Source organism: Pedobacter sp. WC2423, from assembly GCF_040822065.1.
GTDB lineage: Bacteria > Bacteroidota > Bacteroidia > Sphingobacteriales > Sphingobacteriaceae > Pedobacter.
The window spans coordinates 447,703-463,163 of the sequence record NZ_CP162005.1; the positions used below are offsets into that span (position 1 = coordinate 447,703).

14 protein-coding genes are annotated in these 15,461 nt (G+C 39.2%); 9 read left to right on the forward strand and 5 right to left on the reverse strand.

Translation table 11 applies throughout. From position 1 onward, the window contains the following. Window position 1 precedes the first annotated feature (1 nt). The 4 genes from rfbA (at window position 2) to AB3G38_RS01490 (ending at window position 5,836) form a co-directional block, all read left to right on the forward strand. Complete coding sequence (gene rfbA / locus AB3G38_RS01475; protein WP_367866724.1) at window positions 2–862, forward strand: glucose-1-phosphate thymidylyltransferase RfbA; 861 nt, start codon at window positions 2–4, stop codon at window positions 860–862. Between the two features lie 353 nt (window positions 863–1,215). After that, a complete protein-coding gene (locus AB3G38_RS01480) occupies window positions 1,216–2,610 on the forward strand; it encodes an undecaprenyl-phosphate glucose phosphotransferase (protein WP_367866725.1) in 1,395 nt (464 codons plus the stop codon). A 78-nt stretch (window positions 2,611–2,688) separates the two neighbouring features. After that, a complete protein-coding gene (locus AB3G38_RS01485) occupies window positions 2,689–5,016 on the forward strand; it encodes a TonB-dependent receptor (RefSeq protein WP_367866726.1) in 2,328 nt (775 codons plus the stop codon). A gap of 1 nt (window position 5,017) precedes the next feature. Next, window positions 5,018–5,836, forward strand: coding sequence for a DUF4249 domain-containing protein (locus AB3G38_RS01490; protein WP_367866727.1), 819 nt, complete (start codon window positions 5,018–5,020; stop codon window positions 5,834–5,836). Window positions 5,837–5,949: 113 nt separating this feature from the next. Here AB3G38_RS01490 and AB3G38_RS01495 read toward each other — a convergent pair whose 3' ends face one another. Beyond that, the gene (locus tag AB3G38_RS01495; protein ID WP_367866728.1) at window positions 5,950–7,344 is read right to left on the reverse strand and encodes a glycosyl hydrolase family 18 protein; all 1,395 of its coding nucleotides are present in this window, start codon (window positions 7,342–7,344) and stop codon (window positions 5,950–5,952) included. A gap of 309 nt (window positions 7,345–7,653) precedes the next feature. Between AB3G38_RS01495 and AB3G38_RS01500 the strand changes: the two genes are divergently transcribed. From AB3G38_RS01500 to AB3G38_RS01510, 3 genes are all read left to right on the forward strand, one after another. Further along, the gene (locus tag AB3G38_RS01500) at window positions 7,654–8,181 is read left to right on the forward strand and encodes a protease (protein ID WP_367866729.1); all 528 of its coding nucleotides are present in this window, start codon (window positions 7,654–7,656) and stop codon (window positions 8,179–8,181) included. Between the two features lie 193 nt (window positions 8,182–8,374). Next, a complete protein-coding gene (locus AB3G38_RS01505; protein WP_367866730.1) occupies window positions 8,375–9,358 on the forward strand; it encodes a DUF1080 domain-containing protein in 984 nt (327 codons plus the stop codon). A 74-nt stretch (window positions 9,359–9,432) separates the two neighbouring features. Then, complete coding sequence (locus tag AB3G38_RS01510; RefSeq protein ID WP_367866731.1) at window positions 9,433–9,846, forward strand: VOC family protein; 414 nt, start codon at window positions 9,433–9,435, stop codon at window positions 9,844–9,846. 8 nt (window positions 9,847–9,854) lie between these two features. Here the strand turns inward: AB3G38_RS01510 and AB3G38_RS01515 are convergent, their stop codons facing one another. The 3 genes from AB3G38_RS01515 to AB3G38_RS01525 all read right to left on the reverse strand — a co-directional run bounded on the left by AB3G38_RS01515 (window position 9,855) and on the right by AB3G38_RS01525 (window position 11,436). Next, entirely contained in the window at window positions 9,855–10,283 is a 429-nt protein-coding gene (locus tag AB3G38_RS01515) for an SRPBCC family protein (RefSeq protein WP_367866732.1), read from the reverse strand. 23 nt (window positions 10,284–10,306) lie between these two features. Beyond that, window positions 10,307–11,029, reverse strand: a complete 723-nt coding sequence (locus AB3G38_RS01520) for a hypothetical protein (protein ID WP_367866733.1) — start codon at window positions 11,027–11,029, stop codon at window positions 10,307–10,309. Window positions 11,030–11,250: 221 nt separating this feature from the next. After that, window positions 11,251–11,436 carry a hypothetical protein gene (locus AB3G38_RS01525; protein WP_367866734.1) on the reverse strand — a complete coding sequence of 62 codons (186 nt, stop codon included), beginning with the start codon at window positions 11,434–11,436 and terminating at the stop codon, window positions 11,251–11,253. Between the two features lie 170 nt (window positions 11,437–11,606). Here AB3G38_RS01525 and dnaA point away from each other — a divergent pair, with 170 nt between their 5' ends. Both dnaA and AB3G38_RS01535 read left to right on the forward strand, forming a co-directional pair. After that, window positions 11,607–13,037, forward strand: a complete 1,431-nt coding sequence (gene dnaA / locus AB3G38_RS01530) for a chromosomal replication initiator protein DnaA (protein ID WP_183865632.1) — start codon at window positions 11,607–11,609, stop codon at window positions 13,035–13,037. Between the two features lie 19 nt (window positions 13,038–13,056). Next, on the forward strand, window positions 13,057–13,488 hold the full coding sequence (locus tag AB3G38_RS01535) for a hypothetical protein (protein ID WP_367866735.1): 432 nt from the start codon (window positions 13,057–13,059) through the stop codon (window positions 13,486–13,488). A gap of 33 nt (window positions 13,489–13,521) precedes the next feature. Here the strand turns inward: AB3G38_RS01535 and AB3G38_RS01540 are convergent, their stop codons facing one another. Beyond that, window positions 13,522–14,970, reverse strand: coding sequence for a hypothetical protein (locus tag AB3G38_RS01540; protein WP_367866736.1), 1,449 nt, complete (start codon window positions 14,968–14,970; stop codon window positions 13,522–13,524). Window positions 14,971–15,461: the final 491 nt, after the last annotated feature.

The following is a 15,461-nucleotide window of genomic DNA, read 5'->3' on the forward strand; positions in this document are numbered from 1 at the left end:
TATGAAAGGAATAATTCTGGCAGGAGGAAGCGGAACGCGTTTACACCCCCTGACTCTTGTAATGAGTAAACAAATGATGCCGGTTTATGATAAGCCGATGATTTATTACCCGCTGTCAACTTTGATGCTGGCAGGAATCAGGGAGGTGCTGATTATCTCTACGCCTCACGATCTGCCTAACTTTGAAAAACTTCTCGGTGACGGAAGTCGTTTGGGATGTAAATTCTCTTATGCCGTACAGGCGGAGCCGAATGGACTGGCACAGGCTTTTGTGATTGGTGCTGACTTTATTGGAAAAGATAAAGTTGCGCTGGTACTGGGTGATAATATTTTTTACGGAGAGGGTATGTCTAAATTATTACAGGCAAGTGCAGATCCTGATGGAGGTGTTGTTTTTGCTTACCAGGTTTCCGATCCGGAACGTTATGGTGTTGTGGAATTTGATGCACACAAAAAAGCGGTCTCTATTGAAGAGAAGCCGGTTCAGCCAAAATCTGATTACGCGGTTCCTGGTTTGTATTTTTATGATAACAGTGTAGTAGAGATTGCAAAAAATATCAACCCTTCTCCGCGCGGCGAATATGAAATTACTGATGTAAACAAAGTTTATCTGGAGCAGGGGAAATTGAAGGTTGGTGTGCTGAGCAGGGGGACTGCCTGGTTAGATACCGGGACGTTTAACTCGCTGATGCAGGCCGGGCAATTTGTTCAGGTTATTGAAGAACGTCAGGGACAAAAAATAGGAGCGATTGAAGAAGTGGCTTACCGGATGGGCTTTATAGATGAAGCGCAGCTGACTGCTATCGCTACTCCTTTAGTTAAAAGTGGTTATGGACAATACTTGCTGAAGTTGCTGAAGTAGCTTTTAATACAGTTTTGCTTTACTTAAAAGATCCCCGGGACTCCTGTCCCGGGGATCTTTTTTTTGTGAAATATCACTGCAGGTTGTGCTGTATGTTTTCAGATTGTTTCCCTTTTTTCCGTATTGAGGTGTTATTCAGGTTATTTTATTCTTAAATGAAATATAAAAAAATAGTTTAAAACTATAAGGAGTCTGGCGCTTTTATTTTGTTCAATTATTGTTAAATTTTGATTAAATAATAAATTTTATGCTATAAAAAATCTTTTTAAGTTAAAAATTGCAATAAAATTGATAATTCTCTTTGCGATTGACGCTTATTTGCTATATTCGTGTATCTATAAATAAATCTCCCTATGCAAACACGTTATTTATACCTTCTAAGGTATGTTTTACCCGTCACTGACCTGTTAATGCTTAATCTGGTTTACTTTACTGCCTATAATTTAAGTATTTACATGGGAAAAAATGTTTCCTATGAATTATTACATCATTATGTGATTGTATGTAATCTGATTTGGGTATTTAATGCCTTGTTTTTTGGTATGTATACTGAATATGGAGCAAGGCGCCTGGAACGTATTTACAGAAGTACCTGGAGAAGTGTACTGATGCATGCTGTTTTATTCTCGGCTTATCTGTTATTGGAAAAGAATATAGACTTTTCAAAAACCTTTATTGCGGTCTTTTATTTCCTGCTTTCCAGTGCATTTATATTAAATCGTTTTGTAGGGACATCTTTGCAATTCCTGTTAATCAATAAATTTCAAGTGACAAAAAAGGTAGCTGTGATGGGAGGTAATCCCACAGGTAACCGGCTGGCCAGTTATCTGACCAAGCAAAATAATGTAGATTTTTATGGGATTATAGCAGAGCGGGATGAAGACTTTTATAGTGATAAAACAGGGCTGATCTCTGACTTTGCTATTGCTGAAATGAAAGCAGCAGCGGCCGGGGGTGTCAAAGACCTATACGTCTCAGTTCCACCCGAAAGAATGTCAAAAATGCATTCCCTGGTTAGAGAGGCAGATAAACAATGTCTGCGTTTGAAATTCATTCCTGATATCGCAGGATCTTTAGATGCACCGTATACCATGAGTTATATGGGGGATGAATTCCCGATCATCACTTTGCGTAACGAACCACTGGAATTAATGGGCAACCGGTTCAAAAAACGAACTTTTGATATTATATTCAGCGGGCTGGTTATCTTGTTTATTTTAAGCTGGTTATATCCAATTATTGCGCTGCTGATTAAACTGCAAAGCAAAGGGCCTGTCTTGTTTAAACAACTGCGCAGTGGTAGAAATGACGAACCATTCTGGTGTCTGAAATTCAGAAGTATGCGGATGAACAGTACCAGTGATAAAAAACAGGCGACTAAAAACGACGACCGTATTACCCCGATTGGTAAATTTCTGCGCAAAACAAGTCTGGATGAGCTGCCGCAATTCTTCAATGTATTTGCCGGAAGTATGACTGTTGTCGGGCCAAGACCACATATGCTGAGCCACACAGAAGAGTACAGGGCAATTATCAGTGAATTCATGGTACGCCATTTTATGAAACCAGGAATTACAGGATGGGCTCAGGTCAATGGTTTCCGCGGAGAGACCAAAGCACCGGGTTCTATGGAGAAACGTGTAAAACACGATATCTGGTATCTTGAAAACTGGACGGCTATGCTCGACGTAAAGATTCTTTTTATGACGATTATCAACGTTATTCACGGAGAAGACAATGCCTATTAGGTACTATGCTAACCAAATCTTTGCCCCGGAAAGGATTTTCCGGGTTTTTATTTTTTGAGTGAAACCTAAAGCAAATTTATGCGGTCTGCCTATCAAAATTTACTATTGCTTTTACTGCTCACTCCATTTCAGTTATCATTTGCCCAGGTCAAAAAGGCTGTTACAGGAAATATAACTGATGGGAAAACCGGAGAAACCTTAATTGGTGCCAGCATTAAAATAACCGGAGGCACAACCACCGTAGCCATGACCAATGGCTATGGCTTTTATGCGGTTAGCACTATACCCGGCGAACATGATATTTCTGTGAGCTTTATTGGCTACAAAACTATCACACAGCACCTTAACTTATCCAAAGATATGCGGCTTGATTTCGTACTGGAACCCGGTAATCAATTAGATGAAGTCGTTATTTCCGGCGTAAAAAGTAGTGACCATATCAACAGTGCTCAAATGGGGCCTCAAAGGATGAGTATCCATGAAATCCGTAGTCTTCCCATGCTGCTTGGCGAAAGAGATGTTATGAAGGCCCTGCAGCTTTTACCCGGGATTAAACTGGCAGGAGAAGGAAACAGCGGCTTTTATGTGAGAGGAGGGGCAACTGATCAAAATCTGATCCTGCTGGATGAAGCACCCGTTTACAACGCTTCTCATTTACTCGGCTTTTTCTCCACTTTTAACTCCGATGCGATCAAAGACGTCACCACCTATAAAGAGGGGATGCCCGCTCAGTATGGTGGAAGGTTATCTTCGGTCATAGATATCAAAATGAACGAAGGCAATCGCAAAGAAACCACTGTAGAAGGAGGGATCGGCCTGATTTCTTCCCGGCTCAAAGTAGAAGGGCCAATCGTCAAAGACAAAGGGTCGTTTATGGTCAGCGGCCGCAGAACCTATCTGGATGCCTTCTTTAAATTATCCCCCAATAAATCCATTAGTAAAAATGCCTTATACTTTTACGACCTCAATGCAAAGGGTAATTACAAAATCGATGACAAAAACACGCTTTTCCTGTCTGGTTACTTTGGAAGAGATAAACTGAACCTTGTCAATATATTTGGCTTTGACTGGGGCAATGCAACCGTGACTATGCGCTGGAACCATTTATATGGGCCGAGGCTATTTTCCAACACTTCCCTCATTTACAGCAATTACAGTTATGTGATCAACAACCTGATGGAAGATGCAAACTTTGAAGTCAATTCCTTTATCCGGGACTTTAATTTAAAGCAGGACTTCCAGTATAACATCAGCAACAAACACCAGTTGAAATTTGGCCTTAACGCCATTCATCATACCATTGCGCCCGGTACGATGACCGCTACCAGCGCATCCAGTGTCAACCCGATCACTTACGAAAAACGCAAAGGACTTGAGCTCGCAGTTTATCTGACCGATGAATGGAATGTGAACGACCGGTTTAAAATGGTATACGGGTTACGATTGAGCGGTTTCTCTGTGCTTGGACCAGGTAATTTTAAAACCTATGATGCCGAAGGAAATATCGTGAAAATGACCAGTTATACCTCCGGTCAGTCTGTGAAAAACTACCTGAACCTGGAACCCAGGTTTTCGGCCAGTTACAAGCTAAATACGAACAGTGCTATAAAAGCTGCTTACACCAGGAATACGCAGAACATCCACCTGATGTCTAACTCTACTTCGACCTCTCCAACTGATTTATACATGATGAACAGTAATAATGTCAGGCCGGAAATTGCAGATCAGGTTTCTACAGGTTATTTCAGGAATTTCAAGGAGAATCAATATGAATTTTCAGCAGAAATCTATTACAAAACAATGCAGCACCAAATCGAATACCGGAGTGGTGCAGATTTGCGCGAAAAAGATAATATAGAATCGGATTTGCTTTATGGTGATGGCAGAGCTTATGGTATCGAACTGTTTTTTAAGAAGAGATCTGGCAAGTTCAACGGCTGGATCGGATATACTTATGCTAAAACGGAGCGGCAATTTGATACCCTGAATGAAGGCCGGTGGTTTAATGCCAGGCAAGACCGGACACATGATATTTCTTTAGTGGGTATATACAAAGGCAGTTCACGCTGGACATTTTCTACTGTATTTGTGTACAATACAGGGAATGCAGTAACTTATCCGAGCGGTAAGTACCAGGTTAACGGAAGAACCGCTTTCTATTATGCGAATAAAAACGGTTACCGTACCCCGGCTTATCACCGTCTTGACGTTTCAGCAACACTGGATGGAAAACCTGGTAAAAAGTATCAGTCCAGCTGGACCTTTGGTATTTATAACTTGTACAATCGCCAGAACGCTTTTGCAATTAATTTTAAAGATGATCCGGATAATGCATCCAAAACACAGGTTGTGAGAACAACCCTGTTTGGGATTATCCCTTCAGTAACCTGGAACTTTAAATTCTAGTATGATGATGTATTCAAACCGAAACAGAAAAATTAAGCTGGCAGCAGGCTTACTGACTGGAATAGTTGTATTGAGTTTATTGACCGCTTGTGAGAAAGCAATTGACCTGAATCTGGATAATGTGAAACCGGTTATTGTGATTGACGGTGGTGTAAATGACCTCAATGAAGTTCAGGTGGTCCGGATTTCCACCACCTATTCTTTTACAGAAGCGAATAAATTTAATGGATTCGCAGGTGCGAAAGTTGTGCTGACCGGAAGCGATGGTACAACCGTTAATTATACGGAGAAAACAACTGGTATTTATAACAGTCCGAAATTTAAAGGAAAACCCGGAACTACTTATCAACTCACTGTCAATGCACAGGGAAAAACCTATACTGCCAGCTCAACGATGCCGCAAAAAGTAATTTTGAATCTGCTGACTTTTAAAGCGCTCACTGTGGCTGATAAAACCAGGAAATACGTTGCTGTTATTTATGATGATCCGCCCGGTGTTGAGAATTGGTACCATGCTATTGTCCGGTTCAAAGGGAAAGTGAAATTCGATGTCGCCACTGACGATCGGTTTAATGATGGTAATAAAGTCAATGACGTGATCTTTTATGATCTCAGTAAGGATATGATTCCTGGTGATACCGTTGCTGTGGAATTTCAATGCGTTGATAAAGCAGTTCACAGGTATTTTTTTAGTTTGGGGCAGAACTTATCCGAAATCCAGCCTGTTTCGCCTGCTAACCCACCATCGAATTTTGATCACAATGCGCTGGGTGTATTTAGTGCTTATACGACAAGTTCACGTAAGGCACTTTTCAGATAAGCATACCATTAAAAACAGGCTGCTTCAATCCGGCAGCCTGTTTTTAGGAATAACTGATTTGATATCGAAAAATAACTGAATGATATCAAAAGCTTTCGATTGCTGTAGAAAACTTATTTATTGATACCAAAAGCTTCCCATCCCGAAATCGCTGCACGATTACAGGTCATCGCCTGTGTACCGTTCTCGCTTGAAATGTATTTTCCATTATTTCCTCTGAAAGATACTGTTCCGTCCGCATTCGTTACCCAGTCAAACTTTTCCCAGTCACCAGCAGTGGTGCGGCTGCAAGTGATAGCCTGGGTTCCGTTTTCAGACGAAACATATTTGCCTTTGCTTCTTAACGAAATTTTACCACCTCCGGCATCCACTACTGTGAAAGTCTCTACAGGTGATGCTGCAGTGCGGTTACAAGTCATTGCTGTAGCGCCATCTTCGCCACTTACATAGCGGCCATTAATTCCTTTTAAGGTTACTGTACTTCCGATTGGAACAGATCCGCCCGGGTTGCCTGCTCTGGAAACTACGACCTGGTTAATTGCTGATAACAGTGAATTTGCACCAGTCGCATCCTGCGATAATTCCCAGATCATCACACCGCCAGCCTGATCGAAAGCAAGATTGGTTTTGCTTTTAATCGTAGGGATGCCATTATATCCGATTCCTGCATAAGAGTCTGAATTTGCACTTCCGCCTCTTGATAAGATAGTTTTATAATCCACATATTCATTTGCAGAACGGCCATAAAATGGAAGCCCTAAATTAGCTTTGCTTGCAGGAAGTCCTCTGCCTATCCAGTAGTTTAACGACTGAACAGCAAGTGCAGAAGTAGAGTGGTTAGCTCCACCTTCATCATAAGCCATAATATTTAAGAAATCTACCGCAGCAAATACTGCATTTTGAACACCGGGGCCATTGTAAGAAACTACGGCAGCAGTTAATAATTTTCCTTTGTTGTGCATTGCAGTGCTTAACTGCTGCATTAAAGCGGTATAGTTATTGCCAGAATTTCCTGCATCAGGATATTCCCAATCAATATCAATACCGTCCAGGTTATACTGATTCACTAAATTAACTACGTTGTTAGTGAACGTTGTACGACCAGCTGCGCTGGATGCGAAAGCTTCAAATGCGCTGTCATCTCCATTATTCCATCCGCCAACAGATACTAATACTTTGACATTGTTCGTATGGGCGGCAGCGACCAGGCTTTGAAGTTTTGAAGGGTTTTCTAGAGGTTGGAAACCACCAGAAGCAGTAGGCAGAATAAAAGCATAATTGATATGTGTTAACTTACTGTACTGGATTTGATTAACTTCGCCGGCCCATGAAGGTACATAGCCAATTACTTTAAAGTTAGCCGCAGAAACGGCATTTACTGAAGTATTGTTTGCATTCATCTGGTTGTCAGGAATTGCAGAATCTGCCTCTTGCTTTTTACAGGACACCATGCATAATAGTAATAGTGCCGGCATTAACACTGATCTTAAATGTTTTTTTGTTTTCATGATAGTTGGTTTAGGTTATAGATTGAACATAAAACTAACATCATAAATTGTATAAAACAAAATATTTTATAATTAAAATTAAACAATTAATATATTAAGATAATTACTGATACGCTTGAAATACAGTTAGTTCTAGCTTATATGGACATTTATATAGTTAAAGCACATCTTTTTATTTAAGCTGATGGAAAATGATGATGCACAATAAAACCAATGAAATATTAAGCTAATCAATAAGAAGAATTTCAGGTATAGCTAATAAATAAGAAGAATTGCAGCTATAGCTGATAAAAGCTCTACTTTTATACCATGAAAACGATTATTCCATTATTATCTGCCGCAGTGATGATACTTTCATCCTGCAGCAATCAAACATCAACCTCTTCAGCCAGGAAGATCAAAGAAGATGCTGCGACCAACAAGGCGTGGAAAAGACCAGTTGGTCAAAAGATTTATGCCGCAATGCAAATTGAAAACAGCATTAAAATTGGTGATTCTGTGAAGCTGAAATTTACTGTTTATAACCCAACAGACAGTGTACAGCAGTTTTGTAAATGGCATACCCCATTTGAGCCTTTAATCAGCAAGTATCTTGATGTTAAAGAAGTCAATGGCGAAGAAGTAAATTACCAGGGCGCAATGGCTAAAAGAATGATGCCGCCACCAGCCAGCAGTTATCAGAAAGTAAATCCTGGAGACAGTCTTTCTATTGCAATTGACCTGCTGAAAGGCTATGCTGTCAAAAAACCAGGAAAGTATGTGATTACCTATAACGGAGAAGGAATGAGCGGCCTTTCGGTTAAAGACAGTGTGGTTTTTAATTACGTTAAACCCTAGCATTTTTGTATTTTTGGACTACTACCATAGTCCATCAATTCAATTGTGCAATCTTCCTGCTTAGCGCAGTAAAATCTCTGTAAAGCCGGCAGCACAATCTTCGTAAAGAATGTATGATAATCGGGAAAAAGGTTTATTTGAAATTAAATAAATCCTATCTTATCCTGTCAAATCAATAAACCATTTTAATACGATGAACAGGTATCATAAATTTCTTATTTTAAGCTTAGGCAGTCTGCTTACATTCGCAGCAGCGGATACTACTTTGTATGCAGCAGACTATTCTCCGGCAGCTCACCTTCTAAATGCAGCGACAGCAAAAGCCCTGATAGGGCGTTGGGATATCACCATGGATGAAAATGGCAAAGCTGTTCCATCCTGGTTAGAGGTTAAGCTTTCAGGTAACAGTACCCTCACCGGTTATTTCGTTGGTGTATCAGGAAGTGCCCGTCCAATTGCTAAAATATCTTTTAAGGATGGCAAATTCAGCTTTACTATTCCGCCGCAATGGGAAAAAGGAGACCAGGATTTTGTGATAGAAGGTGAATTAACAGGAGATAAAATTCAGGGGACTTTAGTGACCAGTGAAGGAAAAAAATACAATTGGAAAGGCGTAAAAGCCCCTTATTTATACAGAACCACCCCGGTAGTCTGGGCTAAACCAATCGCTTTATTTAATGGAAAAGATCTGACCGGCTGGAAAGCTTTGGGAGAAAACCAGTGGATTGTTAAAAACGGTATTTTGACCAGTCCGCATTCCGGTGCTAATTTAATATCAGATCAGAAATTTACAGACTTCAAATTACACGTAGAATTTAAATATCAAAAAGGCAGTAACAGCGGGGTCTATTTAAGAGGCCGTTACGAAGTTCAAATTGAAGATAGTCCTAAAGACGCACATCCTTCAAGTGTGCTGTTTAGTGGGGTTTATGGCTTCCTGCCACCCAATCAGATTGCTGCGCTTGGCCCTGATCAATGGCAAACTTATGATATCACCCTGATTGGGCGTATGGTTACTGTAGTGGCAAACGGAAAAACAGTGATCAGTAACCAGGAAATCCCCGGAATTACAGGCGGTGCGCTGGATAGTAAAGAAGGCGAAGCAGGGCCGGTTTATTTTCAGGGAGATCACGGGCCGATTGAATTCAGAAAAATTATAATTACCCCGATCAGATAACAGATTTGGTCAGGTCAGGAAATAGATAGAAATTAGTAAAGAGGTTGTCCGGTAAAAACATTTAATTGTTGTTTATGAAAAAAGTAACAGGTTTGGGCGGTGTGTTTTTTAAATGCGATAATCCGCAAAGTATGAATGAATGGTATGCCAAAAACCTTGGATTGGCTACCAGTGAATACGGAACAAATTTTGAATGGCGGGAGGCAGATCAGCCGTCAAAAAAAGGATCTACCATGTGGAGTACATTTCCGAAGGATACTCCATATTTTAATCCGTCAGCCAAGCCCTTTATGATTAATTACCGGGTCGAAAATATTGTTGCACTGGTTGATGAACTAAAAAAGGAGAATGTGACCATTGTTGATGAGATTGCGGAATATGACTATGGCAAATTTGTCCATGTGCTCGATCCGGAAGGAAATATTATTGAGCTTTGGGAACCAAAAGAAGAAAATGACCAGGATCACTCTGCTATCGAATTGCCATAAGTAGCGTATTAAAGATTATGCTCTGTGTAAGTTTTAAAGTTATCCAGAATAGCCTGCCAGCCATCTCGCTGCATATCAACCGGATGCGTGCTTTCCGGGTCAAAGGTTTCGGTAACTTTAGTTTGATCCCCGTCACTATTAAAAGAGATTTTTACTTTTCTTCCATCTGCTATGGTATATTCGATAAGCTCATGCTCTCTTACATCGGTATATACGCCCTCAAAATCAAAACTTACGCTGCCATCTTTAGCAGCCATAGTAGTTTTGAATTTTCCATCTTTACGCAGGTCATTGTCTGCATACGGGGAATGCCAGTCGGGCGAGGCATTATTCCATCGGGTAATATGTGCAGGTTGGCTCCATGATTCCCATACTTTAGCTACGGGCAAATTAATTGTGGTTTCTACGGTGACAGGGGGGTGATTTGCAGTTTCCATAATCAGCTATTAATTTATAAATTTTAGTTGGTAATTATTTTATTCTTCGCGGTTTGCTCGTAATAATAAATTGAAGTTGCGATAATCGCTGAAATTGTGCAGCCAACAATCAGAAATCCCATTTGATTGAACAAAAACTTCTGATTAAACAGCATGGAGATCGTTGCTCCATTGTTCATATTAATGTATTCTATATAAAAGAATAGCATACCCAGCGTTACGACCAGAAAAAACACAGGCCAGTTGAATAATACGGCGGTCTTAAAGATTTCACTTTTCACTAAGGGTGGTTTTATTCTGTATAAAGCCCAGATACAACAGGAGGTTACAATACACCAGAAGATTACACTTTGAACCGTATAGAGTGTTTTGATTGCTCCTGTCTGATAACTGATCAATTGAGCATTGATCAGATAGTTGATAGCTCCTTTACAAATTGTGGAAAAGCCTGAAAGGATGACCACTGTTCTAAAGATTAAAACGAGCTTAAGCTTATTTCCCAGTGCTGATTTTGACCGGTAATGCAGCAGTAAGAAGAATGTCAGCAGCAGGGTTAAAAGATAAGCGTCAAACCAGCCGAACTCTCTGGCCACACCAAAATGGATTAAAGCGAGGTAAAGTATAAGGGATAATCCTCCGCAAATCCAGGCAATAATTTCTGGTACAGTCTTTTTGGAATAGAAAATAACAATAGAGAGGATTAAGCCTGAAAGCAATACTGCGGCTGCACCTGCTCCTAATAACATAATTATAAAATAGTCTCCTGATAGATACATTTGCGTGATTAATTAACAAGCCCTAATTTATTAATTAAATCCGGTATAATCGTGGTAACGGCACATAACATTGACCACAAGAAAAACAGGCGCTGCTTTACTTTCATTTTACACCTTTTTTAATGCGTATTCAATAATGTGTATAACCTCAATTCTTCATCCCGGAAATTATGTCCTTTTTTAGTTTATGCTTAAAAAAGCAAAGCAGAAAAATCAAAAAACCGGATTTTTAAATTGCTTAACAAGCCCTGTCTTCCTCCTGAATTTTGCCCTAACTGGTTGATAGTTATTAGTCTTTTGCCAGCTATGTCCAGTGGTTCATAACCTGGTAAAGTTGTTAACAGGTCTTTAGTTAACAACATCTGTTGGTAACCCATACTTATCCACATTATGGTCAAAAAAAAGAGCTAAATAATTGCTTTTTAGTGGCTTACTGCTGAGTATAAGTTTATGTTTTTTTGTTGGTAATTTTCTGGATCTTCGCAATCCCAAAAAGGAAGGAAGCTTTTTTCAGGGTCAGTAACATTACCAATAACAATAAAAAACTATGCAGAATACTTGTACAACAGTGTGGAATAACTCGCTTCAAACCATTAAAGCTAACATCCCGAATCAAAGTTATAAAACTTGGTTTGAGCCGATCTCAGCCTTAAAATTAGAAGGTAACGTTTTAACTGTGCAAGTACCAAGTTTGTTCTTCTATGAGTGGTTAGAAGAGCATTACGTTGGCCTTTTGCGCAAAACAGTAAAGCAGGAACTAGGAGATGAAGGCCGTTTGGAATACAACATTGTTGTAGACAATAAGCCATCAAAAAGCAATACACCATACATTGCTGCAAGCTCACCGGCAAACACCAATACTATTGCTTCGAAAGCACTGCCAACACCAGCGCCAATCAGTAAAGACCTGAGAAATCCTTTTGTGATCCCGGGTTTGAAAAAACTAAACGTTGATCCTCAGCTAAACTCTAATTACACTTTAGAGAATTACATTGAGGGAGACTGTAACCGTCTGGCACGCTCTGCGGGCTTCGCTGTGGCTGCTAAACCTGGCGCAACATCATTCAATCCATTAATGATTTATGGTGCAGTAGGATTAGGTAAAACGCATTTGGCACAGGCCATCGGAAATGAGATCAAACGTACTTACCCAGACAAATTAGTAATTTTTGTATCCTGCGAAAAATTCTGTCAGCAATTCGTTGAATCTCTGAAAAATAACACGATCAATGACTTCGTGAACTTTTACCAGGCAATGGATGTAATTATCATGGATGATATTCACAACTTCGCCGGAAAAGAAAAAACACAAGATATCTTCTTCCATATTTTTAATCATTTACATCAATCTGGTAAACAAATCATTATTACTTCAGATAAAGCACCAAAAGACTTATCTGGCTTAGAAGAACGTTTGCTGAGTCGTTTCAAATGGGGTTTATCAGCAGATTTGCAAATTCCTGATTTAGAAACAAGGATTGCTATTCTGAGAAAGAAAATGGCTAGTGATGGTATTGACCTGCCAGCAGAGGTAGTGGAGTACGTTGCCCATAACATTGATAACAATGTCCGTGAACTGGAAGGTGCTATGGTTTCTTTACTTGCGCAGGCAACTTTAAATAAAAAAGAGATCGACCTGGCACTTGCCAAATCGATGTTGAAGAATTTCATTAAGAATACATCCAAAGAAATTTCAATGGAATATATCCAGAAATTAGTTTGTGAATATTTTGAAGTTGCTGTTGACCTTGTTAAATCACCAACCCGTAAACGTGAGGTGGTACAAGCCAGACAAATCTCTATGTACCTGTCTAAAAGCCTGACTAAATCTTCTTTGAAAAGTATTGGCGCATTTTACGGAGGCAGAGATCACTCTACTGTGATTTATGCCTGCCAGACTGTAGAAGATCTGATTGACAGTGATAAGAAATTCAAAGGATATGTAACCGATATCCAGAAGAAATTAAAGATGAGTTAACCCGAACCCATAAAAAATTATGAACTTAAATGCCACTACGATAGCAATTCTACTGGTTGTTGTCCTTGCGATCCCTTACCTGGTCCATGTGATCAGAAAAGTACAAAACTATAGCATCCCTTTGATCAAAGCATTAAATCCTTTTTATACAAAGGAGATGCACGAAGCAGATCAGCTGAAGTTGAGTTTATCTCCAATCGTTAAGGAAATGGAAACGCAGGAGCTGGCAAAATTCATTAAACACTGGACTGCCAAATTTGAAAACGGTAGTTTAACTGAACAGGATGTGACAGATCTGAATGCAAGAATTGCAGATGGCAGAGCAGATCAGGTGAATGGTATCCTGGCTTTACATCCGGCAGCCAGCATTCAGTTTCAGGAGATCAATGCACAATTGAAACGCAAAGAAGCTGTAATTGAACAGGAAACTGTATCAGAAGTCTTAGTCTAAAAAAATATCAAATGATAAAGCTGAATCTTGTCCTTAAGGTTCAGCTTTATCATTTAGTTTAGTTGCGATATTCTGAATAGAATTATCCAGATTTTGAGCAGAATCGAAAAGTGCCTGTTCAAACTCAAAGTAAGTTTCCTTCCGGTCTTCACTCATTCTGATCACCATGATTATGCCTAGTATATTGCTCAGGTATTTACGTATCTCATGAGAATTGATAAATGAAATCTCACTGTTTAATTTGTTGAACATCAATTCATCATACTTTTTCTTCATTTTCAGCGAGCGGTACAGGAAAATAAAAGTCAGTATAATCATACCTGCAACTACCATACATAACATAAAGTAATTTTGTCTCACTGCTAAATTTTCCTGAGCAACTACATATTTTTTATTAATCTCATCATACTTCAGGTAATTCAGAATACTTCCGGTTTTCATGGTTCTGATTGTATTTAATGCGGCCTGATCGGTTGCTCTTTTATAATATAACGCAGCTAAAGCAAACTTTTTTTCTTTCATACAGGCATCACCCAAAATATTGAATAGTTTGCATCTCATCTGGCCCAGACTCTTCAGGTCTGCGGATGACAAGAGTTTAAGCGCTATTGCTCTGGCCTTTTCTGCTTGATTAAATAGCAGGTAAGCCTGTGCTAAATGAAGAGAGGTGCAGAGTTTTTCAGGATCATTGGCATTATCAATCAGTAGCTTAATTTCATCAATTGATCTTTTATCCTTTTGTAATAATAATACCATGTATTTCAGGCGATGTGTATTACTCGTATTGGCAGATTTGATCTGATTTGCTTTATCCGTATAATAATTTAAAGAATCCAGGTTATTTAAATGAAAGTAGGCCATAGCTTTATGCTCATCAACCAGCATTTGCGCTCTTCCTTGTTGAGCAGCCAGATGATGCGCAGTGTCCAATGTTATTATAGCCTCTTTATAAAGGCTGCTCTTGATGTAAAGATCTGCCATGTTGATATAATTCGAAATAAGTTTACTGGTATCGTGAAGGTTTTGTAATCGCTTTTCAATAATCAGATAACTTTCCATTGCCCGCATGTAATTTTCCAGGTCAGTATCAATCAATGCCAGTATACTCAGCAGCCTGATCATCCGTGAATTTTGCTGTGGTGTTTCATCCAGTGCTTTAAGGATATAGCGCTTTGCCTGTTCAAATTTTAAAAGTCTTTTGGCATATAAAGCCTCTATTTCATAGCTAAATATTTTTTTATCAGAAAGATTACTTTTTAGAATTACCGATAATAATATTTCTCTGTTGCTGCTTAGGTTTTCTTCTTTTGCCAGCCATATATAAGAGTTGATCAGTTTTTCCAGCTGCATTTCTGATACAGATGCAGAAGAATTTACAGCTGTTATTATTTTATCCCGGAGGCCGTTTCCAGCGTACAGGAGGGTAGAAGAAAGGAAAAAGATTAACGTTGAAATGACAGCCATTTTGAGGATTGTCTTCATTTATATTTATTTAAATTGCTTGATATGAGGCTTATTTAAAAGTAGTGAAAGGAGAAGCAATCCTCCTTAGGAATTTTTATTTAAATAGTCGGAAATTAACAATTTTGCAGTATTTGTTACACATATATGTTGTTTTGTTAACATAAGCAATGGTTTTCTGATAAATTCACTGCTGAATGTGATGATGACAATTCAAATTAACTGCGACTGAATTCTTTTGGATCTTCAGGTGATTTACAGGGAGGGCATGAGGGTTTAGCAAGGGTTAAGAGAGGTTTGTATGTGCTTTCAGTAAAGCTGCACTTTAATCAAAAGACCAATATCAACTCCTGTTTTTTATTAATTTTCAAACTGGATGAGCAACTGGATTCCTTTACGCATAATGATCAAGGTAATTCCATTGATTTTCCCAATTGTGTTAAAATTCCGTATATGGTTGTAGTTTTATGAGCTGACTGACAAATATTATAATATGATGGTAGATAATTTGA

What these genes read in the sequence shown, in the direction of transcription:
- rfbA (WP_367866724.1), top strand. Translation starts at nt 2, where the DNA reads ATGAAAGGAATAATTCTGGCAGGAGGAAGCGGAACGCGTTTACACCCC.
- AB3G38_RS01480 (WP_367866725.1), top strand. Translation starts at nt 1,216, where the DNA reads ATGCAAACACGTTATTTATACCTTCTAAGGTATGTTTTACCCGTCACT.
- AB3G38_RS01485 (WP_367866726.1), top strand. Translation starts at nt 2,689, where the DNA reads ATGCGGTCTGCCTATCAAAATTTACTATTGCTTTTACTGCTCACTCCA.
- AB3G38_RS01490 (WP_367866727.1), top strand. Translation starts at nt 5,018, where the DNA reads ATGATGATGTATTCAAACCGAAACAGAAAAATTAAGCTGGCAGCAGGC.
- AB3G38_RS01495 (WP_367866728.1), bottom strand. Translation starts at nt 7,344, where the DNA reads ATGAAAACAAAAAAACATTTAAGATCAGTGTTAATGCCGGCACTATTA.
- AB3G38_RS01500 (WP_367866729.1), top strand. Translation starts at nt 7,654, where the DNA reads ATGAAAACGATTATTCCATTATTATCTGCCGCAGTGATGATACTTTCA.
- AB3G38_RS01505 (WP_367866730.1), top strand. Translation starts at nt 8,375, where the DNA reads ATGAACAGGTATCATAAATTTCTTATTTTAAGCTTAGGCAGTCTGCTT.
- AB3G38_RS01510 (WP_367866731.1), top strand. Translation starts at nt 9,433, where the DNA reads ATGAAAAAAGTAACAGGTTTGGGCGGTGTGTTTTTTAAATGCGATAAT.
- AB3G38_RS01515 (WP_367866732.1), bottom strand. Translation starts at nt 10,283, where the DNA reads ATGGAAACTGCAAATCACCCCCCTGTCACCGTAGAAACCACAATTAAT.
- AB3G38_RS01520 (WP_367866733.1), bottom strand. Translation starts at nt 11,029, where the DNA reads ATGTTATTAGGAGCAGGTGCAGCCGCAGTATTGCTTTCAGGCTTAATC.
- AB3G38_RS01525 (WP_367866734.1), bottom strand. Translation starts at nt 11,436, where the DNA reads ATGGGTTACCAACAGATGTTGTTAACTAAAGACCTGTTAACAACTTTA.
- dnaA (WP_183865632.1), top strand. Translation starts at nt 11,607, where the DNA reads ATGCAGAATACTTGTACAACAGTGTGGAATAACTCGCTTCAAACCATT.
- AB3G38_RS01535 (WP_367866735.1), top strand. Translation starts at nt 13,057, where the DNA reads ATGAACTTAAATGCCACTACGATAGCAATTCTACTGGTTGTTGTCCTT.
- AB3G38_RS01540 (WP_367866736.1), bottom strand. Translation starts at nt 14,970, where the DNA reads ATGAAGACAATCCTCAAAATGGCTGTCATTTCAACGTTAATCTTTTTC.